The organism is Micromonospora sp. LOL_021, assembly GCF_048060215.1.
Taxonomy (GTDB): Bacteria; Actinomycetota; Actinomycetes; order Mycobacteriales; family Micromonosporaceae; genus Micromonospora_E.
The window spans coordinates 61,211-76,862 of record NZ_JBHMIN010000021.1 but is presented as its reverse complement, the minus strand read 5'-3'; the positions used below and the strand labels follow the sequence as shown (position 1 = coordinate 76,862).

The following is a 15,652-nucleotide window of genomic DNA, read 5'->3' as shown; positions in this document are numbered from 1 at the left end:
CGCCGCCAGTACGGTCTGGGATCGCGGGCCGCACCGGCCCGGTGGACACCCCTCTCCCGGGAGCATCGATGGAGCTTCTGACCAGCCCCGAGCTGTGGATCGCGTTCGCGACCCTGCTGCTGCTGGAAGTCGTGCTGGGCATCGACAACGTCGTGTTCATCTCGATCCTCGCCGGTCGGCTGCCCGAGCACCAGCAGGCCAAGGCCCGCACCATCGGGCTGTCGCTGGCCCTGATCACCCGACTGCTACTGCTCGCGTCGTTGTCCTGGGTGATCGGGTTGACCGCGCCGTTGTTCGAGGTCTTCGGCCAGGAGATATCCGGTCGCGACCTGATCCTGCTGCTCGGCGGAGGCTTCCTGCTGGCCAAGGCGACCTACGAGATCCACGAGCATCTGGAGGGCGCGGACCACGGCCGTAGCGGCAAGACCGCGTCGTTCGCCGCGGTGATCGCCCAGATCCTGGTGCTCGACGTGGTGTTCTCGCTCGACTCGGTGATCACCGCGGTAGGCATGGTCGACCAACTGTTCATCATGGTCGCCGCCGTGGTGGTCGCAATGGTGATCATGCTGGTGTCGGCCGGGGCGGTCAGCAGGTTCGTCAACCAGCATCCGACGGTGAAGATGCTGGCCCTGTCGTTCCTGCTGCTGATCGGCGGCAGCCTGATCGCCGAAGGACTCGGCCACCACATCCCCAAGGGGTACGTGTACGGGCCGATCGCGTTCTCCGTCTTCGTGGAGTTCCTCAACCTGCGGCTACGGTCGCGCAAACAGGGGGCGGTACCGGTCAGCCTGCACCCGACGTTCGTCAAGGAGCAGCCGGCGGCCGTCGGCGGCACGGACAGCACCGACCGGACCGACTCAGCGTAACGGCAACAGTCGACGGACCGCCTGTTCGGCGGCCGTCCGACTGGGCTCGGCGGCGGCGAGCCGGACCACCCGACCCCGGTGGAACGACTCGACCACCCGGGGGTCGACGTAGGAGGCGCGGGCCACGGTGGGGGTGTTGCCGAGCAGTTCTGCGACCTCCCGCATCACCGCAGCCACCGTCCGCCGCCGGGCCGCCGCCGAACGCGGCACGCCGGCGGCCGCCAGCCGGGTCGCGGCGAGCACGGTGGCATGCCAGGTACGGAAGTCCTTGGCCGTCATCTCGGTGCCGCTGGCCTGACGCAGGTACTCGTTGATCTCGTCGCTGTGCACGTCCCGCCAGCGCCGGCCGTCCCAGTAGCAGAACAGCCGCTGCCCGTCGTGCCGGCGACGACGCAGCGCCCGCAGCACGGCACACACCTGCGCGTCGTCGATCCGCCGGACCTGGGCGACGCCGCCCTTCGCCGGGAACTCGAGAATCACACAGCCTCGCTGCAGCCGGGCGTGTCCGGGCCGCAGCGTCGCCACCCCGAAGGTGGGTTCGTCGCCGGCGGCGTACTGGTCGTTGCCGATCCGGAACATCCCCAGATCCAGCAGGCGCACCAGGGCGGCCAGCACCCGTTGCCGGCCCAGACCCCGGCCACGCAGGTCGGCGTCGACCCGGTTCCGCAGCCGGGGCAGCCGGTCCGCGACCCGCCGCACGTGCTGGAACTTGGCGACGTCCCGACGGACCCGCCACTGGGGGTGGTAGAGGTACTGCCGCCGGCCGGCCGCATCCACACCGACGGCCTGGATGTGACCGCACGGGTGCGGACAGATCCACACGTCCCGCCAGGCGGGTGGGATCACCAGCTCACGCAGCCGCTTCAGCTCCGCCGGGTCGGTGACCGGCTGGCCCCGGGTGTCGAGGAAGGCGGTCCCCCGGCCCCGGCGACGACGCCGGTATCCCGGCCGGTGCAGCTCACTGCGCCGCAACCGCATCGCGTTCCACCTCGCCCATCGCGGCGAGCACCTCGTCGACGCAGATGGCGACCATCGCCGGGTGCCAGTCGACCGCCGGTCCATCGACAGCCGGCGGGTCACCGGCTGCGAAGTCGGCGGCTCCGGGGACGGCTGCCGGCTCCTCGGCCCCGGCGGACAGCAGCGGGTAGTGGATCACCCGGTGCCGCCGCCGGTGCACCGGCGGGCCCCAGCGGGTCGGCGACGTGGGACCGAACAGCAGGACCGACGGTACGCCGAACGCCGTTGCCAGGTGCCCCGCGCCGGTGTCGGCGGCGACCAGCAGACGGGCGTGCGCCAGCAGGGCGGCGAACTGGTAAAGGTCCATCCGTCCGGCGCAGACGGCGGTGCCGGGCAGCCCGGCACCGGCGGCGACCGCCTCAGCCAGCGGGCGCTCGGGTGCCGACCCGGTCACCACCACCCGGTGTCCGGCGGCGGTCAGGCGACCGGCCAACTCGGCGAATCGGTCGACCGGCCACCGGCGGCGTGGAGCCGCCGCGCCGGGGTGCAGGACGGTCACCCCGACCGGCACCCGGTCCGGTACCGGACGGGACAGCAGCAGGTCAGTGGGGTCACAGTCGACGCCGTACCAGGTGAGCAGCCGGCACCACCGCGCCACCTCGTGCTCGTCGTCACGCCACGACGGGCCATCGTGGTGTGCTGCCGCCGGACACCGGTAAGCCCACAACCGGCCCGGCCGCGTCGCGGCGAGCAGCCGGTGCGACTGCGGGCCACGTCCGTGCAGGTTGACCGCCCAGTCCGGGCCGCTGTCGAGCAGCGGCACCGCGTCGAGCCCGGACAGCGGCACCAGCCGGTCCACCGCGCCGGTCAGGCCGGCCAGCGGGGCGAGCCAGGTCGGCGCGGCCAGGGCGATCGTCTCGGCCGGGTAGGCGGCCCGCAGCCCACGCAGCGCCGGCACGGCGGTGGCCAGGTCACCGATACCGAGAGCCCGCAGCACCAGGATCACGGGTAGGACGTCTCCCGGTCCGCGCAGATCACCATCTCGCGCACCGCGCACCCGGCCGGCTGCTGCAACGCGAACAGCACCGCCGCCGCCACGTTGCCGGGGTCGTTGAGCGCGGCGTCGGCCGCCGGCCGGTACTGCGCCTCGCGCTCATCGAAAAATGCGGTCCGCATCCCGCCGGGCACCAGCAGGGTGACGCCGACGGTGCCGGCGAGTTCGGCCGCCAACGCCCGGGTGAACCCGACCACCCCGAACTTGGCCGCGCAGTACGCGGTGGCGTCACCGACCGCCTTCATTCCCAGGGTGGAGGCGATCGTCACCACCGAACCGCCGGCCGAGGTCAGCCAGGGCAGCGCCGCCCGGATCACCGCCGCGGTGGCCAGCAGGTCGACCGTGACGACCCGTTCCCACAGCTGCGCGGGGGTGTCGGCGAGCCGGCCCGGCGCGTCCATCCCGGCCGCGGTGACGACCGCGCTCAGCCCGCCGGTCTGCTCGGCGAGCCGCTGGGTGGCGGCCTCGGCGGCCCGGGTGTCGGCCAAGTCGCAGTCGAGCCAGGGCACCCCGTCCGCTGGCGGCTGCCGGTCGATGACGCATGGTCGGTAGCCGGACTTGGCCAGCAGGTCGACGACGGCTGCCCCGAGACCACTCGCGCCGCCGGTGACCAGCACCGCCGGGCTGCCGGGATGATTCGTCACGATGATTCCTCCACAGTGGTGGTCGACGGGACGGGCCGCCCGGCCCGGGCGGCGGCGATCATGCCGGTGGTGGAGCGGCCGTCGAGGTACGGCACGATCGCCGTCTGCCCGCCCCATCGGCGTACCACCTCGGCCTCGGGCAGGTCCGGCTCGGCGGTGCCGTCACCGGCGTAGTCGCCACCTTTGACCCAGATGTCCGGCCGCAGCCAGTTGAGCACCGCGTGTGGGGTGTCCTCGTCAAAGACGACCACCGCGTCCACGCAGCCCAGCGCCACGAGCAGCCGGGCCCGGTCGTGCTCGCCGACCACCGGCCGCTGCGGCCCTTTCAGTCGGGCCACGCTGGCGTCGGAGTTGACGCAGACGATCAGGCAGTCACCCAGCTGCCGGGCGGCCTGCAGCGCCGACACGTGCCCGGCATGCAGCAGGTCGAAGCAGCCGCCGGTGGCCACCACGGTGCCCCCGGCGGACCGTACCCGGGCGGCCAGCGCCCCGGCGGCGCGCGGACCGACCTGTTCCACCGACGCCGCAGGCAGTGCCCCGGTCTCCACCGGCACCGGGGCCTGATCGGGCCCAGCCAGCAGCCGCCGCAGCCCGGCCGTGCCGCCGTCGGCGACGTACCGGGACGCCTCGGCGACCGCCGCCTGGACCGCCTCGGACACCACCGCTCCGGCGGCCAGCGCCGTCGCCGCGGCGGTGGCGAACCGGTCCCCCGCACCGCAGGTGTCCCCGTCGGTGCTGATCGGCGTCGGCACCATCAGCGGCACGCTCCCGGCGTGGCACAGTAGCGCGCCGTCGCCGCCCATCGTCACCGCGACCGCCCCGGCCCGCCAGCGGCGCCGCAGCTCGTCTGCGCCTCGCGCGGCGGTGGCCACCCGGGTGTCCCCGACCGGCTGCCCGGTCAACTGGCGGACCTCGGCCTCGTTGGGGGTGATCAGCCGGGCACCGGCGACCGCCGCCGGGCCGCGCGGGTGCGGATCCCACACCACCGGTGCGCCGGTCGCCGCCAGTGCCGCCCGCAAGCCCGGCATTCGCGCCACTCCCCGGCCGTAGTCGCTGACCACCACCGCCGCAGCCGCCGCGAGCACCTCGGCGGTGGCCGGCGGCAGATCGCCGTGCACCCGGCCGTCCCCGCCCCGGTCCAGCCGCAGCAGCACCTGCCCGCGGGTCCGCAGCCGGATCTTCTCGGCGGTCGCGCCACCCAACGGCAGCGGATGCAGGTCCACGCCGGCCGCGGCGAGCAGCGCCGCGAGCCGGCAACCGGCCGGGTCGGCGGCGAGTGCGCTGACCAGTACCACCGGGTGTCCCTGCCCGGCGGCGAGCGCCGCGGCCAGCCCGGCGCCACCGGGCCGGTCGGTGACGTACCGCTCGTCGAGCACTGGCGCGGCGGCGTCCGGGCAGACCCGGGTCACCGCGCCGTCGACGTCCCGGTCGAGCAGGGTGTCGCCGACCACCACGATCGGGCCGGCGGTCACCGGACACCGCCGCGGACATCCACTACCGGCAGACTGTCTGTCACGGCGGGCGCCGTGGACGCACCGGCGGCGGCACCGACCGCACCGGCGGGGACGTCGACCGCACCGGCGACGGCGTCGACCGCACCGGCGAGACCGAGCACGCCGGGCAGCGTCTGGTCGACGTAGCCGCACAGCAGGTGCGCGGTGACCAGGTGCAGCTCCTGCACCACCTGCGGATCGGCCGCCGGCACCGCCAGCACCTCGGCGCACGCCTCGGCCAGCGGGTTCGGCGCCGGGCCGGTGCAGGCCCAGCAGCGCAGCCCGACGTCACGGCCGGCCCGGGCTGCGGCGAGCAGGTTGCCGCTACGTCCACTCGTGGACAGCAGCAGCAGGATGTCGCCCGGGCGGCCGTGGGCCCGTACCTGCCGGGCGAAGACCTCTTCGAAGCCGAAGTCGTTGCTGATCGCGGTGAGCGAGGAGGTTTCGGCGGTCAACGCGATCGCGGACAGCGGGGTGCGGTCGTCGCGCAGCTTGCCGACCAGCTCAGCGGCGAGGTGCTGGGCCTCGGCGGCGCTGCCGCCGTTGCCGGCGATCAGCAGCCGGCCGCCGTGACCGAGCGTCCAGGCCAGCTCGGCGCCCCAACGACCCAGCCGGGTGGCCACCTGGCGGTACGGCAGCAGCGCCTCAGCCAGCCCGGCGAGGTGGATGTCGATGAGCGAGGTCACGTCGGACATCGAGTTCACGTCGGACATCTCAGGCCACCACCCGGCTCGGCTGCCGCACCCCGCTGACGGTGCCGTAGATCGCGGTCAGCTGCGCCGCGGCGCGCTGCCACGAGTAGCACTGCCGCGCCCGGTCCAGCGCGGCGGTGGCGTAGGCGAACCGCCGGACCCGGTCGTTGAGCAACCGGCGCAGCGCCATGCCGAGCGCCCGTGGGTCCCGGGGCGGCACCAGATCGCCGGTAAGTCCGTCGACGACAGTGTCGGTCAGTCCGCCCACGGCGGTGCCGACCACCGGCACGCCGCAGGCCATCGCCTCCAGCGGAGTGAGCCCGAACGGCTCGTACCACGGGGCGGCGACCAGCACATCGGCCGACCGGTACCAGGACGGCATCTGTTCCCGGGGCACCCCGCCGACCAGCCGGACGCGGTCGCCCACCCCGCACGACTCGGCCAGCTGGCGCAGCTGCCGGGCCTGCGGGTCAGTGTCCAGTTCGGCCGACGGCGGGCCGCCCACGACGACGCACTCCGCGTTCGGAACGAGTTGCATGGCCCGTACGACGTCCTGGAAACCCTTGCGGGCGACCAGCCGGCCGACGGTCAGCACCCGCGGCCGGCTCTCGTCGCGCGGCACGGCCGGTCCGTCGGGAGCGAAGGTCTGCTCGTTGACGCCGGACGGCACCACCGACAGCCGGCCCCGGGGCACCCCCATCCGGATCAGCTCGGCGACCTCGTCCTGGGACTGCGCGACCACCCGGTCGACGCTGCGGCCCAACGCCCGCTCGTAGCCGATGCGCCGGGGCGGACTGGTGTCCATCGCGCCCTGGTGGCGACGCTTCACCGTGCCCAGCGCATGGTAGGTCTGCACCACCGGCACCCCGGTCAGCCGGCCGGCGTGCACGGCGGCCAGCCCGCTCATCCAGAAATGCGCGTGGGCGACCGCCGGGGTCCAGTCGTGGCTCCACTGCCCGGCCAGCCACTGGCTGAATTCCGCCATGTGCGGCAGCAGGTCGTCCTTCGCGATGTGCTCGGCCGGTCCGGCCGGCACGTGCACCACCGCCACCCCGTTGTCCAGCTGCACCAGTTCCGGCAGGTCCGCGGCGTCCCGGCGGGTGAACACCCGGACCTCGTGGCCGTCGGCGGCGAGCGCGGTGGACAGCTCCGCGACGTGCGTGTTCTGGCCGCCGGCGTCCACCCCGCCGAGCGCGGCGAGCGGGCTGGCGTGCTCCGAGATCATCGCGATGCGCATAGCGCCTCCTCCAGCAGCTCGTCCCAGTCCGCGAGGAACCGGTCCAGTCCGTATCGGTCCTGCGCCGCGCGCCGCGCGCCGGCACCGAGCCGGCGGGCCGCGTCCGGCTCGTCGATCAGCCACTGGGCGGCGTCGACCAGGGTCTGCACCCGGGTGGCGAGCACCCCGGCCGACGGCGGTACCGCGGCGACCGCCTCGGTGGTGCCGAGGACGATCACCGGCATGCCCATCGCCATCGCCTCGATCAGGCTCAGGCCGAGCGAGGTCCACCGGCACAGGTGCAGGTACGCGCGGCGGCGGGCCACCTCGGCGTGCATCGCCGACTGCGGCACGTCGTCGTGGACGGCCAACTGCCCGGCAGCCGGCCCGCCGAGCGCCTCGGGCAGCCCGGCGACCCCCATCCCGTACACGTCCAGCGGGGCGACCCGGGCGAACCGGGGCATCAGGTCGGTGCCGGTGACCCGGCGGCGGCGTACCGGCTCGTTGGCGACCACGGCGAGCCGGTCGAGTTCGCCGCTGTAGCGGGCGGCCGGTGCGACGATGCCGTGCTCGATCACCCGGGTCCGGGTGCCGCCGGTGTCCCAGAACAGATCGTTGAAGTGGGTGACGTGGACCACGGTAAGGTCGTCGCGGTCGGCCATCGGGTGCCGGCTGGTCGGCACGTCGCCCTTCGGCGTGTTGTGCTCGACGTAGACCGCCGGCACGTCCCGACCGACGGTACGGCCGAGCCAGCTGGTGGCCAGGTCGAGCTCCTCGGGGCGTTGCAGGATCACCAGGTCGACCTCGGCGGCGGCGAGCTGCCCGGGGCGGATCTCGGTGACGCCGTCCGGCCACGGGTAGGTGCGCGCCCGGCCCAGCCCGTACGGTCCCCGGTCCGGGGTGACCGGTACCAGGTAGTGATGCTTGCCGTGGACGAACGCGGTGGTCCACGATCCGTGGACGTGCCAGAGGAAGATGTTCATCCGGCCGTCCCACAGATCAGGTCGACGGCCTCGACCACGCTGTCCGGGGAGACCGTCGACAGACACGGATGGCCCGGCACCGGGCAGCGGGCGGCCCGGGTGTTGCGGCACCCGGCGACCGGGTCGCCGAGCCGGACCCAGGGCACCCGGTAGGGGCCCCACTGGCCGAACGGCACCGTCGGCGCGAACAGGCTGACCACGGGGGTGCCGACCGCCGCCGCGAGGTGTGCCGGCCCGGTGTTGCCGACGACCAGCGCGCCGGCCTGCGCGATGATCGCGGCGAGCCGGGCCAGCGAGGTCTGACCGCCGAGGTCCACACCGGACCGGCCGGCGACCCGGCGGCTCAGCGCCTGCTCACCGGGGCCGCCGGTGACCACCACCCGGTACCCGGCGGCGTGCAGCGCGTCGACGAACGCGGCGCACTGCTCCGGCGGGCAGGCGCGGGACTCGACGGAGGATCCCGGGTGCACGACGACATAGCCCGGTGGTCCGGCCCGGTCCGGCTCCAGCCTCCGGTGGCGAACACCCGCGTCGGACTCCAGCGGTGCGGGCCCGGCGGCCGGCCGCAGACAGCCCGGGTGTAGCCGCAGCACCGGTTCGTCGTCGCCGGGCAGCGCGAACCCGGCGGCGGCGGCCAGCGACAACGCGCGTTCCGGCTCCGGTACGCCGGCTGGCACGCGGTGGCGCACATCGAGCAGGGAGCCAGGGTAGTCGTCGCTGATCGCCGCGATCCGGTCCACCCCGGCCTGCCGCAGGAGCAGCGCCAGCGGCAGCGGCGACTGGTGGAAGGAGGTGAAGATGATCGCCTCGTCGGCACCGACCTCGGCCAGCCGGTCCGTCAACCGGGTCAGATCGGCCGGATCCACCGGACCGGGATTCGGGTCGATCCACGGCAGTGGCCACTCGATCAGCTCTCCGACGCCGGGCAGCAGTTCGGCGGCGGCCCGACCCCGCGGCCCACAGAGCATGACCACCTCGTCCGCCCCGGCCGCCACGGCGCGGATCGCCGGCCCGGTGACCAGCACGTCGCCGACCGAGTCGGAGCGTGCTACCAGGACCCGGCCGCCGCGCGGGCCGGGCCCGTCAGGGGCGGTCGCCCGGTGGCGACGCAGGATGAGATCGGCGGCGCTGGCCAGGTCGCCGGCGACGGCGGGAGCGGCGGCCGTCTCCTGCGGCCGGGTCGTCTCGGTGGGCACCAGGATGCCGGCGGCGCCGGCGGCGCCGGCGGCGACGATGTCCCGGCCGATATCGCCGACCACGACGCACCGCGCGGCGGTAGTGCCCAGTTCCCCGGCGGCGGCCAGGACCATGCCCGGTGCCGGTTTGCGGCAACGGCAGCCGTCGCCGTCGTCATGCGGGCAGATCTGCCAGGTGTCGAACGGGCCGAGCAGTTCTTCGATCCGGTCGTGCACCCGACGCATGTCGTGGGCGGTGAAGTGGCCGCGGGCCAGGCCGGACTGGTTGGTGACGACACCGAGCCGCAGGCCGGCGGCGCGGAGCCGGTCAAGCGCGGCGCGGGCACCGCGCACCGGGCGGACCAGGTCCGGGTCGCCGTTGTACGGCACGTCGTGCACGAGCGTCCCGTCACGGTCGAAGAGCACCGCGTCGAACAGCCCGCGGCCCCGACTGATCAGTTCGCTTCGCACCTGGCTCCGTTTCCCGGGTGCGGGGCGAGTAAACCAACCACGGCGTTCGTCCGGTCCGCACCATTTCGCCAGCAGTCGGGTTAGCGTGCCGCCCGCGGGGTACCCAGCTGATCGTGGCTGTCGTGCAGCGGGTGATCCCCGCCCCGCCGGACCAGGTGTTCGCCGTGCTGGCGAACGGCTGGTCGTACAGCGACTGGGTGGTCGGCACCGTGCACATCCGCGACGTCGACGAGCACTGGCCGCAGCCCGGGGCCCGGCTGCACCACACGGCCGGTCCCTGGCCGCTGTCGTTGTCCGACACCACCACGGTGATTTCCTGCCGGCCGGATGACGAGCTGACGTTACGGGCCGGACTGTGGCCGCTCGGCGAGGCGACGATCGTGTTCCGGCTCGCGTCGACCCCGGGCAACGGCACCCGGGTCACCATCGCCGAGTCGTTCACCGGAGGGCCGCTGCACTGGATCCGTACGAAGCTCGACGATCTGGTCCTGCACCACCGCAACCGGGAGACGCTGCGCCGGCTGTCCGACATCGCCACCCGGCAGACCGTCGGGTGACGCCGGCACGCCACGGCCCGGGACCGAGGGACGGGCCCACGGCAGCAGGGTCCAGTCGGGGCAGACCCAGTCAGGGCAGGTCAGTGGACGGGTGCCGGACGGCACCCGCAGGGAGGTGATCGGGATGAGCCAGACCGTGATGATCACTGGCGCGAGCGCCGGCATCGGACGCGCCACCGCCCAGCGGTACGCACGCCGTGGCGCCCGGCTCGGGTTGCTCGCCCGGGGAGCGGCCGGCCTGGCCGCAGCCGCCGCGCAGTGCCGTGAGCTGGGTGCCGAGGCGGTGGCCACGTACCAGGTGGACGTCGCCGACGCCGCAGCGGTCGACGAGGCCGCCGACGACCTGCACCGACGCAACGGCGGCCTGGACGTGTGGATCAACAACGCGATGGTGTCGGTCTTCGCCCCGACCTGGGAGATCAGCGCCGACGAGTTCCGACGGGTCACCGAGGTCAACTACCTCGGCACCGTGCACGGCACGCTGGCGGCGCTGCGACAGATGCGCCCGGCCGGGATCGGCACGATCGTGCAGGTCGGGTCGGCGCTGGCGTACCGGGGCATTCCGCTGCAATCGGCGTACTGTGCCAGCAAGCACGCCATCCAGGGATTCAACGACTCGCTACGGGCCGAGTTGCTCCAGGCCAGCCCCGAGATCAAGCTGTCGATGGTCCAACTGCCGGCGGTGAACACGCCACAGTTCTCCTGGGTGCGCACCCACCTGCCCCGACACCCGCAGCCGGTACCGCCGATCTTCCAGCCCGAGGTAGCCGCGGCGGCGATCTGCTGGGCCGCCGACAACGGCAAGCGGGAGGTCAACGTCGGTGGCCCCACCCTTCGGGCTCGGCTCGCCGACGTCATCGCGCCCGGGCTGCTCGACCGGCTGCTGGCGATCCGGCAGGTCGGCTTCGACTCCCAGCAGACCGACGAGGTCATCGACCGGACCCACTGGCGGGACAACGTGGACGCTCCGGTCGATGCCGAGGTCGATCACGGCGCGCACGGCGCCTTCGACGACCAGGCACGTCGGCGGTCGCTGGCGCTGTGGGCCGTGACGCACAAGCAGACCGCCACCGCCGCGGTCCTGGCCGCCGCGCTCGGCACCGCCCGGGCGATGGTCGGCAACGGGCCGGCCCGGCTGCGGGCAGCGGTCCGTCGACCGGTCGGGCGGGCGGCGTGACCGTCTGACACCACCGCCGCCGTTGGGCCGCCGGTCGCCGCCGTCGAACCGGCGGCCGTGGCACACAAGGGGGATACAGCCCACCCGCCCACCAATGCATCATCGACCGCAGATGACGATCATGGGGGCGGCGGCGACCGTCGCGCCCCGACCAGGAGGTGGCGGTCGATGACAACCGATTCGAGCTGGGACGACTACCTGACCAGCGACACCAGCGCCGACGCCGGCACGACGGATTTCGCGGGTAGCTCGACCACCCTGCCCGAGCCGGTCGCCGACGCGGTGGAAACCCATCTGGACCAGGCCGTGGCCGACCAGGAATGGTCGGACTGGCACGGCGACGTGAGCGACTCGTGGACCCAGTCCGCTGACGGTCACCTGCAGGACGCGGCGGACAGCGTCGCCGCCGGCTTCGACCCGGCCGCCTCGCTCGAGGCGGCCGACCGGCAGTACTCGCTGGCCGCCGACGAGGCCGGCACGGCGAGTGACTACGCGGCCGCCACGGATTACAGCGTCGACGCCGCGGCCGCCGAGATCAGCGCGTACGACAGTACCAGCGGTTACGACACCGGCAGCAGCTTCGACACCGGATTCGGCGCGGAATGACCTGGGCAGACGGCAACGGCAGGGCGCCGGCCAACGGCATCGGCACCGGTGAGGATCGGCAGGCAGGTCAGCTCGCCGCCGGAGCGGAGCGGACCGTCGCCGCTCCACTCACCGTCGTGCGGCAGCATCTAATCGCCGCCGTACGGAACCTGGGTTTCCAGCTCACCGCCGAGCAGCTCACCGTCATCCAGGCGGTACGCGGTTCCAAGCTCGGCGCGGTCACCCTGCAACCCGCCCGGATGCCGGTGCAGTTGCAGATCGGTCTTGAGGCCGACCCGGCCGCCTGCCGGGTCACCGTCCAGGTGAGCGACCGCTGGCCGGCCAAGGTCGGCCGTAACTGGGGCGCGACCAGTGTCTACCAGGACGTCTTCGGGTCCGTCCTGGCCGCCGTCGACGCCGCTCTGGCCCGGCTCGACCCGGCGGCGGCCGCCGGCTTCGCCGGCTGGTGGCGCAACACCGGGACCGGAGACGTCGCCGCCATGCAGAACGCCGCCGGGTGGGCGGCCCAGGCCGGCTCGTTGATTTCCCGCCACACCACCCGGCTCCTCGACGGATCCGACCCGGCAAAGGGTGCCCCGGTGAGCCGGACCGGGGCGGGCACGTTCACCTTCGTGGCTGCGGATACGGTCGCCGAGGTGCCGACCCAGCTCGCCGACGGGATGCTCACCGTCGGCACTCTGATCACCAGCCGGCCCGGACAGATGCCGCCGAACCTGGTCACCCAGATCCAGGGGCTGGTGTACCGGGTCGAGGAGTACATCGCGGCGGCAGCCGCCCCGGCCGGCACGTCGACGCCGTTCCGATTCACCGTGGACCCGGCCGACGTACCGGTGGTGACGTTCCTGCATCAGCAGGCCCAGCTACGGGAGATGCTGCCGGTTCGGACGCTGTTGATCTGCACGACCTGCAAGCTGGAGAAGATCGTCAACCCTGAGCTGGAGCGACTGCAGGAACGCAACCGCCGTACCCGCGACCTGGCGACCACGGTGAGCGCGGTGATCAGCCCGTTCGTGCTGGCCGGGCGGCTGGCCCAGACCAAGGGTCCGGCCTTCGCCTGCCCACGCTGCCAGGGGCTGTCGGCCGACGAGTCGGTGGTGACCTTCTGCCGGCAGTGCGGCGACCGGCGTACGGAGTCAGCGCTGCGGTCCTGCAGCAAGTGCTCGTTCGACTTCCGGTCGCTGCTGCCAAAGGCCCCGCTGTGGGTCGCGCCGACTACCGATGGCGCGCCGACCGATAGGGGCCATTCCGCCACGCCCGCTGTCGCACCGGTGACCGATCCGGCGTCACTGCCGCCGACGCCACCGACGACAACAGCCCCACCGGCACCGACAACAGCAGCAGAATCGCCACCGCCACCACCGCCACCACCACCGGCGACACGGGCGACGCCGGCCGCCCAGCCGCCGGCACCGACGCCGGTCGAAGAGTCCTGGCCGCGTCCCCCCGGCCAGTGACCCGGCGGTTCCAGCCGGAGATCCGACACCCGTCCCGGGACCTGTCCGTGTCGCGCAGGGCAACCATCACAGTTACTCTGAGTAGTTAGACACGGACGGGGGTCGGCCCCACCGACCGCCGGTGAGCGGGAGGTCAGATGGCGTACTACCTGGCACCGTCGCTGCGGGTACTGCGGAGTGAGATCGACGCTCGGTGGCCGGACCGGGACCGCCGATCCGACGGCTGGATCGGCGACGCCGCGCACGCGGCCCGCACCTCGGACCACAATCCCAACGCACGGGGCAGTGTCGACGCGATCGACGTCGACCGCGACGGCATCGACGTACCGACGCTGCTGGCCGCGTTCCAGGCACACCCCGCCGCCCAGTATTGGATCTTCGATCGGTTGATCGCCAACCGGGCCACCGGTTGGAGCCGTCGGCCGTACACCGGGAGCAACCCGCACACCGGGCACGTCCACCTGTCGATCCGGCAGAGCGCCGCCGCGGAGCAGGACACCACCGGGTGGGGTCTGCTGCCCGGCTCGGTCGACCCGGTACCGCCGGCACCGGCCCCACCCGGTCCCCCACCGGTGCCGGCACAACCGCCCCGGCGTCGACGGGCCCGGATGGTCATCGACTGATCGGTCCGGCGACCCGGTCCGGCCACCGGCTCAGCGGAAGACCGCGCGCTGCGCCGCCGACACCACGGCCCCGTACATCCGCCCGGTCGCCGCGCGGTCGCGGGCCAGCGCCGCCCGCGCGGCGTTCGACCCGGGCGCGCCGTGCACCCCACCGCCGGGGTGCGCCGACGCCGAGGCGAGAAAGAGCCGGTCGACCGGGGTGTCCGCGCGGCCCAGGCCGGGCACCGGCCGGAAGAACAGCTGCTGGTACGCGGCCGAGGTGCCGCCACCGACCGCTCCCCCGACCAGGCTCGGATTGTGCTCCTGCAGGTCCACCGGACCGGCCACGTGCCGGGCTTGGACCAGGGCGCCGAAGCCCGGCGCCTGCCGGTGCAGCACCGCCTCCATCCGCGCGACGTGTTCGACGATCTCTTCGGGGTGCCACCGGGTACGGTGCGGCAGGTGCGTGTACGCCCACAGCGACTCGGTGCCCGCCGGTGACCGCTGCGGATCGGCGGCGGTGAGCTGACCGAGCAGCAGGAACGGATCGCGGGGCACCTCGTCGCAGGCCAGCGCGGCGGCGTACCGGGTCAGGCCGTCCAGGTCGGCCCCGAGGTGCACGGTACCGGCCCCGGCGACCGCCGGATTGCGCCACGGCATCGGGCCGGCGAGCGCCCAGTCGACCTTCACCGTCGACCCGTCCCACCGGAACCGCCGCAGGTCGTCGACCATCCTGGTGGGCAGCCACCGGTCGCCGACCAGGTCGAGCAGCAGCGCCGGAGCGGGAACGTCGGCGAGCACCGCCCGCCGGGCCTGCCACAGCCGGCCGTCGACGGTACGCGCCCCGACCGCCCGGCTGCGGGCGATCAGCACCCGGTCGACGGCGGCACCGGTGACCAACCGGCCGCCCCGGGAACGCAGCCGGCCGACCAGCGCGTCGGTGATTCGTTGCGCGCCGCCCGCCGGCACCGGCCAGCCGATCTCCTGACCGAGCATGGTCAGCAGCCAGCCGTACACGCCGGACGCGACATCGTCGGGGGCCAGGTCGGTGTGCAGCGCGCAACCGGCGAGCAGCGCCGGACCGCCGGCGCCGGCGAAGGTCTCCCGGCCGAGCTGGCGGACCGGCAGCACCAGGCGCCGGGCCAGCCGCAGTGATCCGGCGGTCCGGAGCCGGCGCAGCAGCGCGGCGCCGGCCCGCACCGGCGGGAACGGGGTGAACAGCGCGTCGATCAGCGGCGCCGACACGGCCCGCCACTCGGCGTACGCCGACAGCCAGCGTTCGCCGTCGCCGTCGGCGAACGTCTCCAACGACTCGGCGGTCCGCCGGGGGTCCAGGTTGACCACTGCCGCGCGGTCGTCCGGCAGCAGATGGGCGAAGACGTCCGGGGCGTGCCGCCAGCGCAGCCCGAACTCGGCCAGCCGCAGCTCCCGCAGCACCGGCGAGGCGAATCCGAGGGGGTAGAACGAGCTGTACAGGTCGCTCAGGTACCCGGGAGCGGTCACCTCGGCGGACCGGACCGCACCGCCCGGCGCCCCGGTCGCCTCCAGCACCAGCACGTCCCAGCCGGCGTCGGCGAGCAGGTTGGCGGCGACCAGGCCGTTGTGTCCGGCGCCGATGACGACCGCGTCCGCCGTCTCCACATCCGTTTCTGCCATCTCCGGGCGGCTACCCCGGCCGGGCGCGGTCAAACGTTTACCGGCGCGG

Annotated in this window: 15 protein-coding genes; 6 read left to right on the top strand and 9 right to left on the bottom strand. The window is 73.9% G+C overall.

The annotated features are described in order from the left end of the window. The first annotated feature begins 68 nt into the window (after positions 1-68). Entirely contained in the window at positions 69-866 is a 798-nt protein-coding gene (locus ACFHWT_RS15970; RefSeq protein ID WP_416595400.1) for a TerC family protein, read from the top strand. Here the strand turns inward: ACFHWT_RS15970 and ACFHWT_RS15965 are convergent. From ACFHWT_RS15965 to ACFHWT_RS15930, 8 genes are read right to left on the bottom strand one after another with little or no spacing between them, the layout of a single operon-like run. After that, positions 858-1,844, bottom strand: a complete 987-nt coding sequence (locus ACFHWT_RS15965; protein ID WP_416595397.1) for a DNA topoisomerase IB — start codon at positions 1,842-1,844, stop codon at positions 858-860. The two genes, ACFHWT_RS15970 and ACFHWT_RS15965, sit on opposite strands and share 9 nt — an antisense overlap. After that, complete coding sequence (locus ACFHWT_RS15960) at positions 1,825-2,829, bottom strand: glycosyltransferase family 9 protein (protein WP_416595395.1); 1,005 nt, start codon at positions 2,827-2,829, stop codon at positions 1,825-1,827. The genes ACFHWT_RS15965 and ACFHWT_RS15960 overlap by 20 nt, the downstream gene beginning before the upstream one ends. After that, positions 2,826-3,521, bottom strand: a complete 696-nt coding sequence (locus tag ACFHWT_RS15955) for an SDR family oxidoreductase (RefSeq protein WP_416595393.1) — start codon at positions 3,519-3,521, stop codon at positions 2,826-2,828. The genes ACFHWT_RS15960 and ACFHWT_RS15955 overlap by 4 nt, the downstream gene beginning before the upstream one ends. Next, on the bottom strand, positions 3,518-4,975 hold the full coding sequence (locus tag ACFHWT_RS15950) for a PfkB family carbohydrate kinase (protein ID WP_416595434.1): 1,458 nt from the start codon (positions 4,973-4,975) through the stop codon (positions 3,518-3,520). Before ACFHWT_RS15950 ends, ACFHWT_RS15955 begins: the two co-directional genes overlap by 4 nt. A 14-nt stretch (positions 4,976-4,989) precedes the next feature. Beyond that, positions 4,990-5,709: a D-sedoheptulose-7-phosphate isomerase gene (locus ACFHWT_RS15945; protein ID WP_416595432.1), complete on the bottom strand. Its 720-nt coding sequence runs from the start codon at positions 5,707-5,709 to the stop codon at positions 4,990-4,992. A 19-nt stretch (positions 5,710-5,728) separates the two neighbouring features. Further along, entirely contained in the window at positions 5,729-6,943 is a 1,215-nt protein-coding gene (locus tag ACFHWT_RS15940; RefSeq protein WP_416595391.1) for a glycosyltransferase, read from the bottom strand. Continuing rightward, positions 6,928-7,905 (bottom strand): glycosyltransferase, encoded by a 978-nt coding sequence (locus ACFHWT_RS15935; protein WP_416595389.1) that lies wholly within the window; start codon positions 7,903-7,905, stop codon positions 6,928-6,930. The genes ACFHWT_RS15940 and ACFHWT_RS15935 overlap by 16 nt, the downstream gene beginning before the upstream one ends. Further along, on the bottom strand, positions 7,902-9,551 hold the full coding sequence (locus ACFHWT_RS15930; protein WP_416595387.1) for an HAD-IIIA family hydrolase: 1,650 nt from the start codon (positions 9,549-9,551) through the stop codon (positions 7,902-7,904). Before ACFHWT_RS15930 ends, ACFHWT_RS15935 begins: the two co-directional genes overlap by 4 nt. A gap of 113 nt (positions 9,552-9,664) precedes the next feature. Between ACFHWT_RS15930 and ACFHWT_RS15925 the strand changes: the two genes are divergently transcribed. The 5 genes from ACFHWT_RS15925 to ACFHWT_RS15905 all read left to right on the top strand — a co-directional run bounded on the left by ACFHWT_RS15925 (position 9,665) and on the right by ACFHWT_RS15905 (position 13,968). After that, positions 9,665-10,108, top strand: a complete 444-nt coding sequence (locus tag ACFHWT_RS15925; protein ID WP_416595386.1) for an SRPBCC family protein — start codon at positions 9,665-9,667, stop codon at positions 10,106-10,108. 124 nt (positions 10,109-10,232) lie between these two features. After that, entirely contained in the window at positions 10,233-11,285 is a 1,053-nt protein-coding gene (locus tag ACFHWT_RS15920) for an SDR family oxidoreductase (protein WP_416595385.1), read from the top strand. 168 nt (positions 11,286-11,453) lie between these two features. After that, positions 11,454-11,891 (top strand): hypothetical protein, encoded by a 438-nt coding sequence (locus ACFHWT_RS15915; RefSeq protein WP_416595384.1) that lies wholly within the window; start codon positions 11,454-11,456, stop codon positions 11,889-11,891. Beyond that, positions 11,888-13,345: a hypothetical protein gene (locus ACFHWT_RS15910; RefSeq protein WP_416595383.1), complete on the top strand. Its 1,458-nt coding sequence runs from the start codon at positions 11,888-11,890 to the stop codon at positions 13,343-13,345. The genes ACFHWT_RS15915 and ACFHWT_RS15910 overlap by 4 nt, the downstream gene beginning before the upstream one ends. Before the next feature lie 137 nt (positions 13,346-13,482). Beyond that, positions 13,483-13,968: a hypothetical protein gene (locus ACFHWT_RS15905; protein WP_416595381.1), complete on the top strand. Its 486-nt coding sequence runs from the start codon at positions 13,483-13,485 to the stop codon at positions 13,966-13,968. Positions 13,969-13,998: 30 nt separating this feature from the next. Here ACFHWT_RS15905 and ACFHWT_RS15900 read toward each other — a convergent pair whose 3' ends face one another. Continuing rightward, the gene (locus ACFHWT_RS15900) at positions 13,999-15,603 is read right to left on the bottom strand and encodes a phytoene desaturase family protein (protein ID WP_416595380.1); all 1,605 of its coding nucleotides are present in this window, start codon (positions 15,601-15,603) and stop codon (positions 13,999-14,001) included. Positions 15,604-15,652: the final 49 nt, after the last annotated feature.